This window comes from Paracoccus sp. pheM1, assembly GCF_018499825.1.
GTDB classification, from domain to species: Bacteria; Pseudomonadota; Alphaproteobacteria; order Rhodobacterales; family Rhodobacteraceae; genus Paracoccus; species Paracoccus versutus.
In genome coordinates this window covers 2,737,354-2,752,996 of record NZ_JAGXCX010000001.1, presented here as the reverse complement: position 1 = coordinate 2,752,996, position 15,643 = coordinate 2,737,354, and the positions used below count along the sequence as shown (strand labels likewise).

At 70.1% G+C, this 15,643-nt stretch carries 17 protein-coding genes and 1 tRNA gene; 9 read left to right on the top strand and 9 right to left on the bottom strand.

What is annotated here, in order from left to right; genetic code table 11:
* Positions 1 to 447: 447 nt before the first annotated feature.
* The 3 genes from KF941_RS13940 to leuB all read right to left on the bottom strand — a co-directional run bounded on the left by KF941_RS13940 (position 448) and on the right by leuB (position 2,853).
* Positions 448 to 524 (bottom strand) — tRNA-Pro (locus tag KF941_RS13940).
* Positions 525 to 720: 196 nt separating this feature from the next.
* The gene (locus KF941_RS13935) at positions 721 to 1,674 is read right to left on the bottom strand and encodes a DMT family transporter (RefSeq protein WP_072461696.1); all 954 of its coding nucleotides are present in this window, start codon (positions 1,672 to 1,674) and stop codon (positions 721 to 723) included.
* A 60-nt stretch (positions 1,675 to 1,734) separates the two neighbouring features.
* Positions 1,735 to 2,853: a 3-isopropylmalate dehydrogenase gene (gene leuB, locus KF941_RS13930; protein ID WP_036759322.1), complete on the bottom strand. Its 1,119-nt coding sequence runs from the start codon at positions 2,851 to 2,853 to the stop codon at positions 1,735 to 1,737.
* 154 nt (positions 2,854 to 3,007) lie between these two features.
* Between leuB and KF941_RS13925 the strand changes: the two genes are divergently transcribed.
* Together KF941_RS13925 and KF941_RS13920 are read left to right on the top strand one after the other, a co-directional pair.
* Positions 3,008 to 3,409 (top strand): hypothetical protein, encoded by a 402-nt coding sequence (locus tag KF941_RS13925; protein WP_214272232.1) that lies wholly within the window; start codon positions 3,008 to 3,010, stop codon positions 3,407 to 3,409.
* A 101-nt stretch (positions 3,410 to 3,510) separates the two neighbouring features.
* The gene (locus KF941_RS13920) at positions 3,511 to 4,317 is read left to right on the top strand and encodes a uracil-DNA glycosylase (RefSeq protein WP_114537287.1); all 807 of its coding nucleotides are present in this window, start codon (positions 3,511 to 3,513) and stop codon (positions 4,315 to 4,317) included.
* 9 nt (positions 4,318 to 4,326) lie between these two features.
* On the opposite strand, the gene KF941_RS13915 is transcribed toward KF941_RS13920, so the two are convergent.
* Entirely contained in the window at positions 4,327 to 5,109 is a 783-nt protein-coding gene (locus KF941_RS13915; RefSeq protein WP_036759325.1) for a protein-disulfide reductase DsbD domain-containing protein, read from the bottom strand.
* A 107-nt stretch (positions 5,110 to 5,216) separates the two neighbouring features.
* Between KF941_RS13915 and KF941_RS13910 the strand changes: the two genes are divergently transcribed.
* A complete protein-coding gene (locus KF941_RS13910; protein ID WP_036759328.1) occupies positions 5,217 to 5,789 on the top strand; it encodes a YqgE/AlgH family protein in 573 nt (190 codons plus the stop codon).
* Between the two features lie 3 nt (positions 5,790 to 5,792).
* Here KF941_RS13910 and KF941_RS13905 read toward each other — a convergent pair whose 3' ends face one another.
* Entirely contained in the window at positions 5,793 to 6,743 is a 951-nt protein-coding gene (locus KF941_RS13905) for an L-threonylcarbamoyladenylate synthase (RefSeq protein ID WP_214272231.1), read from the bottom strand.
* Between the two features lie 114 nt (positions 6,744 to 6,857).
* Here KF941_RS13905 and KF941_RS13900 point away from each other — a divergent pair, with 114 nt between their 5' ends.
* The 4 genes from KF941_RS13900 to KF941_RS13885 all read left to right on the top strand — a co-directional run bounded on the left by KF941_RS13900 (position 6,858) and on the right by KF941_RS13885 (position 10,454).
* Complete coding sequence (locus KF941_RS13900; protein ID WP_114537285.1) at positions 6,858 to 8,549, top strand: acyl-CoA dehydrogenase; 1,692 nt, start codon at positions 6,858 to 6,860, stop codon at positions 8,547 to 8,549.
* The gene (locus tag KF941_RS13895) at positions 8,546 to 9,568 is read left to right on the top strand and encodes an MBL fold metallo-hydrolase (RefSeq protein WP_036759335.1); all 1,023 of its coding nucleotides are present in this window, start codon (positions 8,546 to 8,548) and stop codon (positions 9,566 to 9,568) included. Before KF941_RS13900 ends, KF941_RS13895 begins: the two co-directional genes overlap by 4 nt.
* A gap of 62 nt (positions 9,569 to 9,630) precedes the next feature.
* The gene (locus KF941_RS13890) at positions 9,631 to 9,783 is read left to right on the top strand and encodes an aa3-type cytochrome c oxidase subunit IV (RefSeq protein ID WP_024845773.1); all 153 of its coding nucleotides are present in this window, start codon (positions 9,631 to 9,633) and stop codon (positions 9,781 to 9,783) included.
* 23 nt (positions 9,784 to 9,806) lie between these two features.
* Positions 9,807 to 10,454 carry a hypothetical protein gene (locus KF941_RS13885; RefSeq protein WP_052096194.1) on the top strand — a complete coding sequence of 216 codons (648 nt, stop codon included), beginning with the start codon at positions 9,807 to 9,809 and terminating at the stop codon, positions 10,452 to 10,454.
* On the opposite strand, the gene KF941_RS13880 is transcribed toward KF941_RS13885, so the two are convergent.
* Together KF941_RS13880 and KF941_RS13875 are read right to left on the bottom strand one after the other, a co-directional pair.
* Positions 10,439 to 10,771, bottom strand: a complete 333-nt coding sequence (locus KF941_RS13880) for an AzlD domain-containing protein (protein ID WP_072461693.1) — start codon at positions 10,769 to 10,771, stop codon at positions 10,439 to 10,441. The genes KF941_RS13885 and KF941_RS13880 overlap by 16 nt on opposite strands.
* On the bottom strand, positions 10,768 to 11,544 hold the full coding sequence (locus tag KF941_RS13875) for an AzlC family ABC transporter permease (protein WP_083539059.1): 777 nt from the start codon (positions 11,542 to 11,544) through the stop codon (positions 10,768 to 10,770). Before KF941_RS13875 ends, KF941_RS13880 begins: the two co-directional genes overlap by 4 nt.
* Before the next feature lie 321 nt (positions 11,545 to 11,865).
* On the opposite strand from KF941_RS13875, the gene KF941_RS28020 reads away from it, so the two are divergent.
* Positions 11,866 to 12,231: a GNAT family N-acetyltransferase gene (locus tag KF941_RS28020; protein WP_240540306.1), complete on the top strand. Its 366-nt coding sequence runs from the start codon at positions 11,866 to 11,868 to the stop codon at positions 12,229 to 12,231.
* On the opposite strand, the gene KF941_RS13865 is transcribed toward KF941_RS28020, so the two are convergent.
* Both KF941_RS13865 and greA read right to left on the bottom strand, forming a co-directional pair.
* Positions 12,228 to 13,202, bottom strand: a complete 975-nt coding sequence (locus KF941_RS13865) for a hypothetical protein (protein ID WP_214272229.1) — start codon at positions 13,200 to 13,202, stop codon at positions 12,228 to 12,230. The two genes, KF941_RS28020 and KF941_RS13865, sit on opposite strands and share 4 nt — an antisense overlap.
* Before the next feature lie 17 nt (positions 13,203 to 13,219).
* On the bottom strand, positions 13,220 to 13,690 hold the full coding sequence (greA, locus tag KF941_RS13860; RefSeq protein WP_024845767.1) for a transcription elongation factor GreA: 471 nt from the start codon (positions 13,688 to 13,690) through the stop codon (positions 13,220 to 13,222).
* A 277-nt stretch (positions 13,691 to 13,967) separates the two neighbouring features.
* Here greA and KF941_RS13855 point away from each other — a divergent pair, with 277 nt between their 5' ends.
* Positions 13,968 to 15,614: an electron transfer flavoprotein-ubiquinone oxidoreductase gene (locus KF941_RS13855; RefSeq protein WP_214273614.1), complete on the top strand. Its 1,647-nt coding sequence runs from the start codon at positions 13,968 to 13,970 to the stop codon at positions 15,612 to 15,614.
* Positions 15,615 to 15,643 lie beyond the last annotated feature (29 nt).

Genomic DNA, 15,643 nt, shown 5'->3' with positions numbered 1-15,643 from the left:
CCTGGGATCGCTGCCTGCCGCACAGCCGGCCCCCAGCGGCAGTTCAGGGGAGGACCTGTTGCAGGAACGCGCGCGCGGGGGCCTTGCGGGTTGCTGACGAAATCGCCGGGTGTCGCCTCCCTCGACCTTCTGACCGCAGCCCATCAAGATCCCGGTCGGCGCCCGGCCGTGCGAAGCCCATCTCATCGGTAACGCAGGGCATGGCCACGCCCACTTCGGCCGGACCGACCATGGTGTCGAGGACATCCTTGATCTGAACCTTAACCATGCCGCGACCGAAGCCCGGTCATGCAACTCGTGTGCCGTCGCGAGACCTTGCCACCCTATTTGCGCAGGAGGACTCGCTGCCTGCGCCACGGGATGGCATCGTTGAAGGGAGGGATGCGGGCCGGAAGTGTGCCTTATCAAACAAAAGGCAAGACTCTCTGAAACGCCACAAGAATTTCATGGTCGGAGCGAGAGGATTCGAACCTCCGACCCCCTGCTCCCGAAGCAGGTGCGCTACCAGGCTGCGCTACGCTCCGACCGTGAAGGGGCAGGTAGCCCCTGGGGCGGCGGAATGCAAGGGGGAATCTTGCGGGACAGCCGCAGAAAACAGCGCCAGCCCCGCGCACAGCAAGCGCGGAGATCTCGCCTGCCGGTGCCGGGCGAGTGCCGCGTCAGACCCGTGCGCGTAGCAGGCGCATCAGCGCGGTTTCCGAATGCAGGAAGCCTTTCGCGTCAGCCCCGCGCGCGCAGCAGGCGCTGCAACAGGCTCCAGCGCGGGGCCGTCACCGCCTCGGCGCCCAGGCGCGCCCGCGTCGCCGGCCGCAGGCGCGAGGCGCCCAGCCGCTCGCGCATCAGGATGTAGAGCCCCGAGGCCATGATCAGACCCGCCCCCAGCACCGTCGGCCCGTCCGGGCTTTCGCCGAACAGGAACCAGCCGTAACCCACCGCCCAGAGCATCTGCGAATATTGCATCGGCGCGACATTGGCCGCCTCGCCGGCCTGATAGGCCAGGATCAGCAGGAAACCCGCCGCCAGCCCCAAGGCCGCGATCACCCCGGTCAGCGCCAGGTCGCCCAGCTCCATCGGGCGATAGGCAAAGCCCAGCGAGGCGCCGGTCAGCAGGAAATTCCCGATCATCGGCCAAAGCAGCAGGATCACCGTGCGCTCGGACCGGCCCAGGCGTCGCACGGCGATGGCGGAAAGCGCCGTGGCCGTCGCCCCCATCAGCGCCGCCAGGTGCCCCAGCCCCAAGGGCGTCACGCCGGGACGCAGCACGACCAGCACGCCGCAAAGCCCGGCGCAGACCGCCAGCCAGCGATGCAGCCCGACCTTTTCGCCCAAGAGAGGCACCGACAGCACGGTGACGATCAGCGGCGCGGCGAAGAGGATGGAATAGACCTGCGCCAGCGGCAGCACCGAAAAGGCATAGAACCCGCCGATCCCCGAGATGACGATGCAAAGCGAGCGCAGCCCGACCCAGAACGGGTTGCGCGGCAGCAGCGTGCCATGCGTCGGGTCGCGCAGCAGCAGCACCGCCAGCGGCGGAAAGGACAGCAGCGCCGAGAAGAACAGGATCTGCAGCGCCGGATAGGTCGCGCCCAGAACCTTGATGATCACGTCATGGGTCGAATAGAGCCCCATGGCCAGCAGGGCGAGCAGCGCGCCCTTGATGTTGCCCGCCGTCATGCCCCTCCCCGACGGTTCGCAGGTTGGGCCGCGCCCGGCGATGCGGGCGCGGCCTGCCGGTCACAGCGCCGAAAGCGCCGCGACGATGTGGTCGCCCATCTCGGCGGTCGAGACCGGCTTGCCGCCTTCGGCCCCCATCAGGTCGCCGGTGCGCACGCCGTCGGCCAGCACCTTCTCGACCGCCTTTTCCAGCAGGTCGGCCTCGGCGCCCAGGCCGAAGGAATAGCGCAGGCACATGGCGAAGCTGAGGATGCAGGCGATCGGGTTGGCCTTGCCCTGCCCGGCGATGTCGGGGGCCGAGCCATGCACCGGCTCGTAAAGCGCCTTGGGCCGGCCGTTCTCCATCGGCGCGCCCAGGCTGGCCGAGGGCAGCATGCCCAGGCTGCCGGTCAGCATCGCCGCCGCATCCGACAGGATGTCGCCGAACAGGTTGTCGGTCACGATCACGTCGAACTGGCGCGGATTGCGCACCAGCTGCATGGCGCCGTTGTCGGCATACATGTGCGACAGCTCCACGTCGGGATATTCGTTGTCATGGACCCATTGCACCTCTTCGCGCCAGAGGATGCCGGATTCCATCACATTGGCCTTTTCCATCGAGCAGACGCGGTTGCCGCGCTTGCGGGCCAGTTCGAAGGCCGAGCGGGCGACGCGGCGAATCTCGCCCGAGGTATAGCGCTGGGTGTTGACGCCGACGCGGCCGCCCTCGTTGCCGGGGGTGTCGTCGGCGGAAATGCCGCGCGGCTCGCCGAAATAGACGCCCGAGGTCAGTTCGCGCACGATCAGGATGTCGAGACCCGCCACCACCTCGCGCTTGAGCGAGCTGAAATCGGCCAGCGCGTCGAAGCATTGCGCGGGCCGCAGGTTGGCGAACAGGTCCATCTCCTTGCGCAGGCGCAGCAGGCCGCGCTCGGGCTTGACCGAGAAATCCAGGTCGTCGTATTTCGGCCCGCCGACGGCGCCCAGCAGCACCGCATCGACCGCCTGCGCCTTGGCCATGGTCTCGTCCGCCAGGGGCTTGCCATGTTTGTCATAGGCCGCGCCGCCGACCAGATCCTCGCTGACGTCGAAGGACAGGCCGCGGTTCTGCTGGAACCAGCCGATGACCTTGCGCACCTCGGCCATGACCTCGGGGCCGATGCCGTCGCCGGGCAGGATCAGAAGGGAATAGGTCGTCATCGCAGGCATCCTCTTTGCTTCTGGCTGTTGGCAATCGCGTATCCTTGCGCCTGTGCTGCGTCAAGTTCACGGCGAATTGGGTTGCACGGGACCGGCGGATCGGGCGGGATGGGCGCGCGAAACCGAACGTCCAGAACAAGCAAGGGGGCAATCCATGAAAGCACTCGCGGCTCTGGCCGGCGCATTGGTCCTGGGGACCGGCGCGGCGCTGGCGGACGGGGGCATCACCGTGAAGCTTCCCGATGTCTCGGGCCTGTCCGACCCACAGGCGAAATCGCTGATCGCGGAACTGGCGAATGTGAACGTCATCACCTCGAACTGCCCCGATTACGCGATCACCGACGGGGAATGGACGCTGATCACCGGCACGGGCGATCTTCTGGCGGCGAAGCTGGGGCTGGACGCCGCGGCCTATGACCGCACCTATTACGGGCCAGCCTTCAAGCTGCTGGACGATCCGGGCGCCTGCGACCGCATCGGGCCGACGGCAAGGCCGCTGATCCAGCGGCTGGTCGGCATGGGCGGCAGCACCACGCCGCTGACGCAATCGCAGTAACGCTGGCGTCGCGCGACCGGGGCAAGGCATCGTGCCGCTCGCGCGATCGCAGCTGTGCGTCGCATCTTGCCCGCGCCCGCGCCGCGCCCTAGCCTGCGGCCATGACCGCCGAACCGACCTACAGGGGATTCGCGCTGGACGCCGAGACGGCGCTGGCGCTTTTGCAATGGCAAGCCGAGCTGGGCGCGGACGAGCCATGCCTCGACGCGCCGCTCGACCGCTATGCCGCGCCCGACCGTGCCGAACCGCCCCCTGCCCCGGCCGTCCAGGCCGCGCCGGTCGTGGCGCAGCCGCGCGACGAGGCCGAGGATCTGGTCGCCCGCGCCGAGGCCATGGCCGCCGCCGCGACCAGCCTGGCCGAACTGGCCGAGGCGCAGGAAGCCTTCGACGGCATCGAGCTGAAGAAGGGCGCGCGCAACTTCTGCTTCTGCGACGGCAATCCGGCGGCGCGGGTGATGATCATCGGCGAGGCGCCGGGCGAGGAAGAGGACCGCCAGGGCCGCCCCTTCGTCGGCCGCGCCGGCCAGCTTCTGGACCAGATGTTCGGCGCCATCGGCCTGTCGCGCAAGGCGGTGGATGCGGAACGCGCGCTCTATATCACCAACGTGCTGACCTGGCGGCCGCCCGGCAACCGTCGCCCCGAGCCGGCCGAGATCGCAATGATGCTGCCCTTCCTGGCCCGGCATGTCGAGCTGGCGCAGCCGCAACTGCTGGTGCTGATGGGCAACACGCCCTGCATCGCGGCGCTGAACCAGCAGGGCATCCTGAAGCTGCGCGGCAATTGGACGACGGCCTTCGGCCTGCCGGCGCTGCCGATGGCGCATCCGGCCTATCTGCTGCGCACGCCGCTGGCCAAGCGCGAGGCCTGGGCCGACCTGCTGTCGGTGGCGGCCCGGCTGGAGGGCTAGGCGGGACGGCTAGTCCGCCGCCTCGCGGCAGCCGCGGAACTCGACCGCGTCGTCGGGGCCGATCAGCGTCACCCGCAGCGCCTGCGGATCCAGCGGAAAGGGCTTGCCCGAGGCCGCGACGAAATCCGCCTGCGCCGCCAGCCGGCCGCCGGCTGCATGCGTTTCCGGGGCCGAGACCCAGATCTCGTCGTCGGCCAGTTCCATCGCCACCTCGTCGCCGCGGGCGCTGTCCGCCGCGGGCAGGGTGGCCGTCACCTGCATGCCGTCCTGGATCGGGGCGATGCGGCATTCGGGCTGGCGGTCCGAGGTCTCGGGCTGGCGGGCGATGGCCGCCTCGATCAGCGGATCGGGCGCCGGGCCGGGGGGGCCGGCCTGCAATTCCACCCGCACCGGCACGCAGATGTCCTGGCAGATGCCGAAATCCACCACCGCCCTGGGCTCGACCGGCGCGGCGGGGCTGGCCGGGGTGATCTCGATCGGCAGGACCAGTTCACCGTGATAGCCCAGCGTGCGCTCGCCGCCCGATTCGATCACCTCGGGGCGCGGCCAGAGCAGCCGCACCTGGGCCAGGTTGCGCGAGGCGCCCCAGTCGAAGCGCGGCGGCACGCCGGCATCGCCGGGGCTGCGCCAATAGGTCTTCCAGCCCGGCTCGAGCCGCAGGTGCAGCGCGGTCATGCGCTGGCCTTCGGCCGTGGTCCAGCCGGGCAGCAGCTCGGCAGATGCCAGTCCGGGCGGCAGATCCTGCGCCAGTGCCGGCGCGGCGGTCATGAATAGCAGGGCAAGGGTCTTCATGCTGCCGTTCTAGTCGTCCCGCCCCCTCGGGGTGAAGTCACATTAGCGGCAATCCCTTGCGAAAACAGCCGACAGGGCCGATCTTGAGGAAAAGGACGGAGCAGATCATGGACCAGTCGAGCAACCTGACCGGCAAGATGCTGATCGCCATGCCCGGCATGCGCGACCCGCGCTTCGAGCAATCCGTGATCCTGGTCTGCGCCCATTCCGAGGACGGCGCCATGGGGCTGGTGGTCAACCGCCCGCTGCCCGAGATCGGCTTTTCCGACCTGCTGGCACAGCTTGGCATCCAGGCCGGCACGAATGCGCTGGACATCCCCGTCCGCTTCGGCGGCCCGGTCGAGCCGGGGCGCGGCTTCGTGCTGCATCGCGCCCCCCGCGACATCGACCTGGGCGAGAACCGGATGCGCATCACCGACGACCTCGCCATGTCCACCACCCGCGACATCCTGGAAGATTTCGCGCGCGGCCAGGGCCCGCAGCCCGCCGTGCTGGCGCTTGGCTATGCCGGCTGGGGGCCGGGGCAGCTGGATTCGGAAATCCGCGACAACGGCTGGCTGACCTCGGAGCGCGGCGACGAGATCATCTTCGGCACCGACAATCCCGGCAAATGGCGCGCGGCGCTGAAATCGCTGGGCATCGACCCCCTGATGCTGTCACCCAGCGCGGGCCACGCCTGAACCCTAGCGCGGCGCGGCAGCACGGCGCAGCCGGTCGTTGATCGCGGCGCCCAGGCCCGCGTCCGGCACCGGCGCGACGGCGATGGGCCGCCCCTCGGCATCGGCGCGGTGCAGCAGGTCGAACAGCCGCGCCGCGGCCTCGGCCAGATCGCCCGTCTGGCTCAGCGTCATCTCGCCCGCGACGGGGCCGAAGCCGATCAGCAGCTCGCCCGGCCGCGCGTCCCCGGCGTTCAGCCGCAGGCTGGCGCGCGGCGCGTAATGGCTGGTCAGCTGCCCCGGCGAGGTCGGCGCCTCGGCATTGCCTTCGGGTCGGGCCAGCGGCTGGCCCAGCACGGATTCGATGGCCTCGGCCGCGACGCCGCCGGGGCGCAGCAGGGCGGGCCGGCCCCGGACCCAGCCGACGATGGTCGATTCCACCCCCACCGGACAGGCGCCCGCATCCAGGACCGCCGCGATGCACCCACCCAGCCCGCTTTCGGGGTCGGCGACATGCGCCGCCGTGGTCGGGCTGATCCGCCCCGAGGGATTGGCCGAGGGCGCCGCCAACGGCCCGCCAAAGGTGCGCAGCACCGCCTGCGCCGCCGGATGGGCCGGCACGCGGATCGCCACCGTATCCAGCCCCGCCGTCACCAGCGAGGCGATGCCGGCCTCGGGCCGCAGCGGCAGCACCATGGTCAACGCCCCCGGCCAGAAGGCCCGCGCCAGCGCCAGCGCGGCATCGTCGAAGACGGCGATGCGCTCGGCCGCCGCCAGGTCCGGCAGATGCACGATCAGCGGGTTGAAGCTGGGCCGTCCCTTGGCCTCGTAGATGCGGGCCACGGCGCGCGGATTGCGGGCGTCGCCGGCCAGCCCGTAGACCGTCTCGGTCGGGATGGCGACCAGTTCGCCCTGCGCCAGCAGGTCGGCGGCGGCGCGCACGCCCTGCGGGTCATGGCCAAGGATCAGCGTCTGCATTCGTTACGTCGGGTTGTGGTTGATGGACGCGGGCCGGCAAATATGATCGAAGCCCAAGGCATCAGTTACGCGCCGCAGCCGGATTTGCCAAGGCGCCAGAGGGAGAGAGTGCGGATGGCCTATCAAGCCCCGGTCGAACAGATCGCGTTCATTCTGAACCGGGTCGTGTCGTTTCCAGACCTGTCCGTCACCCAGCGCTTTGCCGAGGCGACGGCCGAGACCATGGCCGCCATCCTGACCGAGGCCGGAAAGCTGGCGACCGAGGTGATCGCCCCGGTGAACCGCGCCGGCGACCTGACCCCCGCACGGCTGGAGAACGGCAAGCTGCGCTCGTCCCCCGGCTATGCCGAGGCGTTCCGCGCCCTGGCCGAGGGCGGCTGGATCGGCATCGCCGCCGATCCCGAATACGGCGGCATGGGCCTGCCGCAGGCGCTGAACATGGCGGTGAACGAAATGCTCGCCTCGGCCTGCCTGGCCTTGCAGCTGAACCCGCTCTTGACCCAGGGCCAGATCGAGGCGCTGGAGCATCACGGCAGCGACGAGTTGAAGGCGCTCTACCTGCCGAAGCTGATCTCGGGCGAATGGTCGGGCACGATGAACCTGACCGAGCCGCAGGCGGGATCGGACGTGGGCGCGCTGACCACCCGCGCCGAACGCGCGGGCGACGGCAGCTATCGCGTCACCGGGCAGAAGATCTTCATCACCTGGGGCGACAGCGACGTGACCGAGAACGTCTGCCACCTGGTGCTGGCGCGCCTGCCCGACGGCGGGCCGGGCACCCGCGGCATCAGCCTGTTCATGGTGCCCAAGTTCATCCCGGACGAGAACGGCAAGCCGGGGGTCGCCAACGACCTGCGCGTCGTCAGCCTGGAACACAAGCTGGGCATCCACGGCAGCCCGACCTGCGTGATGAGCTTCGAGGGCGCCAAGGGCTGGCTCGTGGGCGAGGAGCACAAGGGCATGGCCGCCATGTTCACCATGATGAACGCGGCCCGGCTGGGCGTCGGCGTGCAGGGCGTGGCCCAGGCCGAGGCGGCCTTGCAGCAGGCCGTGGCCTATGCCGCCGAACGGGTGCAGGCGGGGCCGATCCTGCGCCATCCCGACGTGCGCCGGATGCTGGCGGAATCGCGGGCCGAGGTCTTTGCCGCCCGCGCCATCTGCATGGCCTGCGCGGTGGCGCTGGACATGTCGCGGGCCACCGGCCTCGACGAATGGGCGGCGCGCGCCGCCTTCCTGACGCCGATCGCCAAGGCGCATGGCACCGATGTCGGCATCCGCGTCGCCGATACCGCGGTGCAGGTGCATGGCGGCATGGGCTATGTCGAGGAAACCGGCGCCGCCCAATACCTGCGCGACGTGCGCATCACCGCGATCTACGAGGGCACCAACGGCATCCAGGCCATGGACCTGGTCGGCCGCAAGCTGGCCGATGGCGGCGCCGCGGCGATGGCGCTGCTGGACGAGATCCTGGACGGCGCCAAGGCCGCGCAATCGGCCGAGCCGGACCTGGCCAACCAGCTGTGGCAGGCCGCCGAAACCCTGCGCGAGACGACGCAGGAGCTGCTGGACCGGGACATGCCGGACCGCTTTGCCGGCGCCGTGCCCTACCTCTCCGCCTTTGCGCGGGTGCTGGGCGCGCATTACCACCTGCGCGCCGCGACCGGCGGCGGCAGCAAGGCGCTGGCGCGGCTCTACATCGCCCGCATCCTGCCGCAATTCGCCGCCGACCTGGCGGCGGCGCGCGCCGGGCTGGCCGATCTTGAGGCGCTTGACGACGCCGTGCTGCTGGGTCAAATGGCCGGGTGATACGCAGCGAGACACATAACCCCCCGGCCGAGGGCGAGGCGCATGAGATCGCCCCCGGCGTGTTCTGGTTCCAGCTGCCCCTGCCCTTCAAGCCCGATACGGTCAATGTCTATGCCTTCCGCGACGCGGATGGCTGGACGCTGGTGGACAGCGGCCTGGACACCCGCCGCACCCGCGGCATCTGGCAGGGCATCCTGCAGGGCCCGCTGGCCGGCGCGCCGGTCAGGCGGCTGATCGCCACCCATCACCACATCGACCACATGGGCCTGGCCGGCTGGTTCCAGACCCAGGGGGCCGAGCTTTGGACCTCGCGCTCGGCCTGGCTGACGGCGCGGATGGGCATCCTGGACGTGCAGGAACGCCCGACGCCGCAGGCCATCGCCTTCTGGCGCCAGGCCGGGATGCCGCCCGAGCTGCTGGAGGAACGCAGCCACGAGCGCCCCTTCAACAGCGCCGATGTCTGCGCGCCCCTGCCCCCCGGCTACCGGCGGCTGGCCGAGGGCCAGCAGGTGGCCTTCGGCGAGCGGCGCTGGACCCTGCGCATGGGCCATGGCCACGCGCCGGAACATGCCACCCTGTGGTCGCTCGACGACGACCTGGTGATTGGCGGCGACCAGCTGCTGGCGACGATCTCGCCCAACCTGGGCGTCTATCCGACCGAGCCCGAGGCCGATTCCGTCGGCGACTGGCTGGAAAGCTGCGAGCGGCTGGCCGGGTTCGCGCAGCCCGAGCAACTGGTCCTGCCCGGCCACAAGCTGCCCTATCGCGGCCTGCCGACCCGGCTGCGGCAACTGGCCGAGAACCAGCGCGCCGCGCTGGACCGGCTGCTGGACGGGCTGCGGCAACAGCCGCAAAGCACCGTCGGCTGCTTTCCGCTGCTCTATCGCCGCCAGATCGCCAAGCCGGAATTCGGCCTCGCCCTGGCCGAGGCCGTGGGCCACATCAACCACCTGCGCGCGACCGGCCGGGTGTGGCCCGTGGGCCAGACCGAATCGGGCGCGGTGCTTTGGGGGGCGTGACACGGCCGGCGCCTTGGGTTATCCCTGCCCCCGACGCATCGCATCGTTTTACGGACAGGATCATGGCCTCGCATCACGAAATCACCGAACACAAGCACGGCGAAATGGACATCCGTCACCACCAGGCAACCTTCGCAGGCTTCATCAAGGCCGCGACCTGGGTCAGCGTGCTGGCCATTGCCGTGCTGGTATTCATGGCCCTGGCCAACGCCTGATCCTGACCGGGGAAAGACCAAAGATGCAAAGGCGTGCCTTCCTTGCGCTGGCGCTGCCGGCCGCGCTTGCGGCCTGCGGCTCCGACAACAAATGGGCCAGCGACGAGTCGATCCGGCGCGCCCGCTATGTCGCGGAGGGGCCGCCCTCGATCACCCTGTTCACCGTGATCGGCATCCCCCGCGGCGAAGGCGGGCATTCCGCGGTAATGATCAACGGCAGCCAGCGGGTGATCTATGATCCCGCCGGCAGCTGGGAACACCCGGCGATCCCGGAACGGCACGACGTGCTTTACGGCATCACGCCGAACTTCAGGAACTTCTACATCGACTATCACGCGCGCTCGACCTACTGGGTGGCCGAGGACACGGTGCAGGTGCCGCTGGCCATCGCCGAGGCCGCGATCCGCTCGGTCGAGCGGCAGGGGGCCTCGAACAAGAGCTTCTGCGCCGTCAACACCGGCAAGGCGCTAAGCCGCGTGCCCGGATTCGAAGGCGCGCCCACCGGCTTTTCGCCGCTCAAGCTGCGCGAATGGTTCCTGACGCTGCCGGGCGTGACCTCGCGCCGGCACATGGACGGCGACCCGGCCAACAACCACGACGTGCTGCTGCGCCAGAAAGGCGGCGCGATCGCCGGCTATGGCCGCGACGGCCAGCTTCACGTCATGAGGTAAAGCGCCGTGTAAAGCGTGGCCATCCCGCCCAGGATGGCCGCCAGCACGTTGCGCGTCGCCACGCCCACCGCCACGGCCACCGTTGCCGCAAGCATCCGCGCCGGATCGGGCTCGCCATGCGTGGCCGCCGGCCAGACCACCAGCGGCGCCACGATGGCCGGCAGCACCCCCACCGCCGTATAGCGCAAGAGCCGCTGCGCCCAGAGCGGCATCGGCCGGCTGCCGAAGGCGCCAAGAAAGGACCAGCGCAGCCCATAGGTTCCCAGCGCCACGGTCAGGATGATCAGCCAGATCGTCACATCGCTATAGCCGGTCACAGGCGGGCTCCGTTTCTACGTTCCATCAATACCTCGACCCCGGCGCCGGCCAGCATGGCCAGCGGCGCGGCCACGAACAGCCCCAGCCCCGAGGGCAGGAAGGCAAAGGCCAGCGAGGCCACAACTGCCACCAGCGCCGCCGCGACATGGGCCGGGCTGCGCAGCATCGGCGCGATCAGCGCCAGGAAGGTGACGGGCATGGCGAAGTCCAGCGCCCAGCCCTCGGGGATGGCGTTGCCCAGCCAGACGCCCAGCAGCGTGGCCAGCAGCCAGAACGGGCAGGTGGCCAGCGCCGCGCCCAGGAAATAGCCGATGCGCTGCCCCATGCTCAGCCGCGGGTGCTTTTCATAATGCTGGATCGCCAGCGCATAGGTCTGGTCGATCAGCACATAGGAAATCCAGGCCCGGTCGCGCGGCCTGGCCCCGCCCAGCCAGGGCACCAGCGAGGCCGAATACATCGCCATGCGCAGGTTGACCGCGATGGCCGAGACGATGACCACCAGCGCCGGCGCCTGGTCGGTCAGCAGCTGGACGGCGGTGAATTGCGACGCGCCGGCCAGCACCAGCACGGTGAAGCCCAGGATCTGCGGCAGGTCCAGCCCCGCATCCGTGGCCACCACGCCAAACAGCATGCCAAAGGGCAGAAGCACCAGGATAAAGGGCAGCGCCTGCAGGAAGCCGTGGCGCAGGCATTGCGCCGGGCTGCGCAGCAGCGCGCGGCTCTGGTCGGGGGAGTGGCTGGGCTGGGCCGCAAGGCCGGCTTGCGCGGACATGGTGAAAAAGGCTCGCGATGCGGATAAGGCTGGCGGCACAATGGCCAAAACCGCCGCCCGACACAAGAACCACCATACAAGAACATGCAGGGACAGCCATGACCGGATCGCAGACCCCGCCCCGCATCCTGCGCGGCATCCCGCCCGAGCTGCGGGGCGCGGCGGCGGCGCTTTACTGGCGGCATTTCGGGGCGCAGATCCTGCCCTGGCCGGCAGGGCCGCGGCAGGGCGCGGCGCTGGTCCGCGCCGCCATGCGGCCGCAAGGCGCGCTGGTGGCGCTGTCGCCCTCGGGGCGGCTGCTGGGAATCGCCGGGCTGCGCGATGCGGGGGGGCGGCTTCCTCGATCCGGGGCACGGCGGCTTCGTCGCGGTCTGGGGGCCGCTGCGCGGACGGCTGCGCCACCTGGCGACCGGGCTTTACCGGCCCGGCGCCGAGACGGCGGACCTGGTCCTGGACGGGATCGCGGTGCTGCCGCAATGGCGCGGGCGCGGCATCGCGCGGGCGCTGGTCGAGGCCGCCGCCGCCCATGCCCGCCGGCAGGGCCACCCCGCCCTGCGCGCCGAGGTCCAGGCCGGCAATCGCGCCGCGCTGGCGGCATGGCGGGCGATGGGCTTCCAGCCGCAGGACCGCCAAAGGCTGGGCTGGCCCTGGTCGGCGCCGGCCCATGTGCTGCGGCTGCCGCTTTAGCGCGCGCCCGCCCCCTCTGCCCCCTCGACCCCCTCGGCCTGGGTGCCGGCGCGGCCCAGCATGCCGGTCACCTGCGCCAGCAGGGTAAAGGCCCGGCCCGAGCGGGTCTCGGCCAGCGCGGCCAGCAATTGCGGGTCGCTGTCCTGCACCTTGCGGCTCATCAGCCGGTCGAAATGGCGCAGGAAATGATGGGCGACGTCGCGAAACACCTCGTCGCCATGCAGCATCGCCCCGGCGCTGGCCAGGGCGGCCTCGTCGCGAATCACCGCCAGGTCGGCCACGGCCTCGCCGCGCGCGCCCTCGGCAAAGCGGCGCCACAGGACGGGATCGGCCTCGGGGACGGCCAGCTCGTCCATGTAGACGCCCTGCCCCGCCAACAGCGTGACCACGTCCTGCGCCGCCCGGATCAGCCGGGCCATGCCCGGATCGGCCAGCGCCAGCCGCAGGCAGCGAATCGCCTCGCGATCCTCGGGACCGTCGGGAAAGTTCAGCGCATGGAACAGCTCGGCCGGCGTCAGCTGGGCCGCGGGCGGCGAATCCAGCTCCAGGCTGGCCTGCCGCGCATCCGCGGCAGAGGGCCGCGGCGCGGGCGGCACCATGCCGCGCCGCGCGGCCGGCGCGGAAACGGGGGCGGAGGACGACGCGGCCGCGCGCGGGTCGGCCATGGGTTCGCCGGCCATGCCCTGGTCCTGCATCCGGGCCAGCATGGCGCGCAGCTCCTCGGCCTCCTGGCGCAGGAGCAGCAGGCTGCGCGCCGACCAGACCGCCAGCCAGACCAGCGCCAAGGGCAGGATCACGCCCACCAGCCAGACCAGCCAGCCCGCCGCGCCCTGCCCTTCGGCCTCCGGGCCGAAAAGCGCAAACAGCCCGACCAGCGCCAGCCAGGCCAGGCTGACCCCCGCGCCGATCGCCAGCACGCGGTTGCGGGCCTGTTCGACGGCCAGCCTGCGCAGCGGATCAAGCGAGTCCATGCGCCCGGCCCCTTCCTTCAGACATAGCGGATCGAGATGATCTCATAGGATTTCCCGCCCCCCGGCGTCACCACCTCGACGCTGTCGCCCTCGTCCTTGCCGATCAGGGCGCGGGCCAGGGGCGAGCGGATGTTCAGAAGCCCGCGCTCCAGGTCCGCCTCGGCCTCGCCGACGATCTGGTAGGTGCGCTCTTCCTCGGAATCCTCGTCGAGCAGGGTGACGGTGGCGCCGAACTTGATCGAGCCGTTCAGCCGGCTCGGGTCGATGACCTCGGCCCGCGAAAGGATCATCTCCAGTTCCTTGATGCGGCCCTCGACGAAGCTCTGCTTTTCGCGGGCGGCGTGATATTCGGCATTTTCCGACAGGTCGCCATGCTCGCGCGCCTCGGCGATGGCGCGGATCACCGCCGGGCGCTGGACCGAGCGCAGCTCGCGCAGTTCCTCGTCCAGCTGGTCGTAGCCCGCGCGGGTCATCGGTATCTTTTCCATTCCAGTCCTTCCGGTCGCAACGGTGCGACGCCAGTCAACGCGAAACAAGCTGTTGGAACGCCCCCGGCCATCGGCCGGGGGCGCCCGCTGAAAATCCGAGGGGCATCGTGGCGCGATCCCGTCCCTGTTTCAAGTCCCGGCGGATGCGATCCGCGACAGCCTGCCGAGAAAACGTCGCAAGTTGATTATCATGCGTCGCGTTAAGATTGCCCGCAAGAATATTACGCGCTAGGTCTTGCGCCCAGATTGTCGAGCTAGGGAAGTTGGAGGCCGAGCCATGTCCGAAATTGAACGCGAGTCGATGGAATACGACGTTGTGATCGTCGGCGGCGGCCCGGCGGGGCTGTCGGCGGCGATCCGGCTCAAGCAGGTGAACCCGGACCTCGGCGTCGTGCTGCTGGAGAAGGGCTCGGAGATCGGCGCGCATATCCTCTCGGGCGCGGTGCTCGACACCGCCGGCCTCGACAAGCTGATCCCGGACTGGAAGGACAAGGGCGCCCCGGTCAGCACCGAAGTCACCCAGGACAATTTCTACATCCTCGGCCCGCAGGGCCAGGTCCGGGTGCCGAACTGGCCGATGCCGCCCCTGATGTCGAACCACGGCAAGTATATCGTCAGCATGGGCAATGTCTGCCGCTGGCTCGCCGAGCAGGCCGAGGCGCTGGAGGTCGAGATCTTCCCCGGCATGGCCTGCTCGCAGCTGGTCTACGAGGGCGACCGCGTCGCGGGCGTCGTCGCCGGCGAGATGGGGCTCGACGCCGACGGCACCCCCGGCCCGAGCTACGAGCCCGGCATGGAGCTGCGCGGCAAATACGTGCTGATCGCCGAGGGCGTGAGGGGCTCGCTGGCGAAAGAACTCATCCAGAAATACGACCTCTCGGCCGGCCATGAGCCGCAGAAATTCGGCCTCGGCATGAAGGAGATCTGGGAGATCGACCCCGCCAAGGCCCGCCCCGGCACCGTCACCCACACCATGGGCTGGCCCTTGGGCAAGAACGCCGGCGGCGGGTCGTTCATCTATCACCTCGAGGGCAACCAGGTGCTGGTCGGCTTCGTCGTCCACCTGAACTATGCCAACCCCTACCTCTATCCCTACATGGAGTTCCAGCGCTTCAAGCACCATCCCATGGTCGCCGAACTCCTGGAGGGCGGCAAGCGCGTGGCTTACGGCGCCCGCGCCATCTCCGAGGGCGGCTGGCAATCGATCCCGAAGCTGGCGGTGCCCGGCGCGGCGCTCTTGGGCTGCTCGGCCGGGCTGGTGAACGTGCCGCGCATCAAGGGCAACCACAACGCCATGCTGTCCGGGATCGCCGCGGCCGAGGCGGCGGCCGCCGCCATCGCCGCCGGCCGCGCGGGCGACGAGCTCACGGACTACGAGGCCGACCTGCGCTCGGGCCCCATCGCCCGCGACCTCAAGCCGGTCAGGAACGTCAAGCCGCTCTGGTCGAAGCTGGGGCTGTGGCCGTCGCTGGCGCTCGGCGGCTTCGACATGTGGGTGGCCAACCTCACCGGCTGGAACCCCTTGGGCACCTGGAAGCACGGCAAGACCGACGCCGAGGCCACCGGCAAGGCCGCCGATTTCCAGCCCATCGACTATCCCAGGCCGGACGGCAAGCTCTCGTTCGACCGCCTGACCAACGTGGCGTTCAGCTTCACCAACCACGAGGAAAGCCAGCCCTGCCACCTGAAGCTGAAGGACCCCGCGATCCCGATCGCGGTGAACCTGCCGCTCTATGCCGAGCCGGCGCAGCGCTACTGCCCGGCCGGGGTCTACGAGGTGCTGGAGGGCGAGGGCGGCCCGCGCTTCCAGATCAACTTCCAGAACTGCGTCCACTGCAAGACCTGCGACATCAAGGATCCCAGCCAGAACATCGACTGGACAACACCCCAGGGCGGAGACGGGCCGAACTACCCGAATATGTGATCGCCAGGACGCCCGCCGCCGCCGCCCCG

Bases quoted from the DNA above. Each gene is read 5' to 3' on its own strand.
- KF941_RS13935 (WP_072461696.1), bottom strand. From the start codon at position 1,674: ATGACGGCGGGCAACATCAAGGGCGCGCTGCTCGCCCTGCTGGCCATG.
- leuB (WP_036759322.1), bottom strand. From the start codon at position 2,853: ATGACGACCTATTCCCTTCTGATCCTGCCCGGCGACGGCATCGGCCCC.
- KF941_RS13925 (WP_214272232.1), top strand. From the start codon at position 3,008: ATGAAAGCACTCGCGGCTCTGGCCGGCGCATTGGTCCTGGGGACCGGC.
- KF941_RS13920 (WP_114537287.1), top strand. From the start codon at position 3,511: ATGACCGCCGAACCGACCTACAGGGGATTCGCGCTGGACGCCGAGACG.
- KF941_RS13915 (WP_036759325.1), bottom strand. From the start codon at position 5,109: ATGAAGACCCTTGCCCTGCTATTCATGACCGCCGCGCCGGCACTGGCG.
- KF941_RS13910 (WP_036759328.1), top strand. From the start codon at position 5,217: ATGGACCAGTCGAGCAACCTGACCGGCAAGATGCTGATCGCCATGCCC.
- KF941_RS13905 (WP_214272231.1), bottom strand. From the start codon at position 6,743: ATGCAGACGCTGATCCTTGGCCATGACCCGCAGGGCGTGCGCGCCGCC.
- KF941_RS13900 (WP_114537285.1), top strand. From the start codon at position 6,858: ATGGCCTATCAAGCCCCGGTCGAACAGATCGCGTTCATTCTGAACCGG.
- KF941_RS13890 (WP_024845773.1), top strand. From the start codon at position 9,631: ATGGCCTCGCATCACGAAATCACCGAACACAAGCACGGCGAAATGGAC.
- KF941_RS13885 (WP_052096194.1), top strand. From the start codon at position 9,807: ATGCAAAGGCGTGCCTTCCTTGCGCTGGCGCTGCCGGCCGCGCTTGCG.
- KF941_RS13875 (WP_083539059.1), bottom strand. From the start codon at position 11,544: ATGTCCGCGCAAGCCGGCCTTGCGGCCCAGCCCAGCCACTCCCCCGAC.
- KF941_RS28020 (WP_240540306.1), top strand. From the start codon at position 11,866: ATGCGGGGGGGCGGCTTCCTCGATCCGGGGCACGGCGGCTTCGTCGCG.
- KF941_RS13865 (WP_214272229.1), bottom strand. From the start codon at position 13,202: ATGGACTCGCTTGATCCGCTGCGCAGGCTGGCCGTCGAACAGGCCCGC.
- greA (WP_024845767.1), bottom strand. From the start codon at position 13,690: ATGGAAAAGATACCGATGACCCGCGCGGGCTACGACCAGCTGGACGAG.
- KF941_RS13855 (WP_214273614.1), top strand. From the start codon at position 13,968: ATGTCCGAAATTGAACGCGAGTCGATGGAATACGACGTTGTGATCGTC.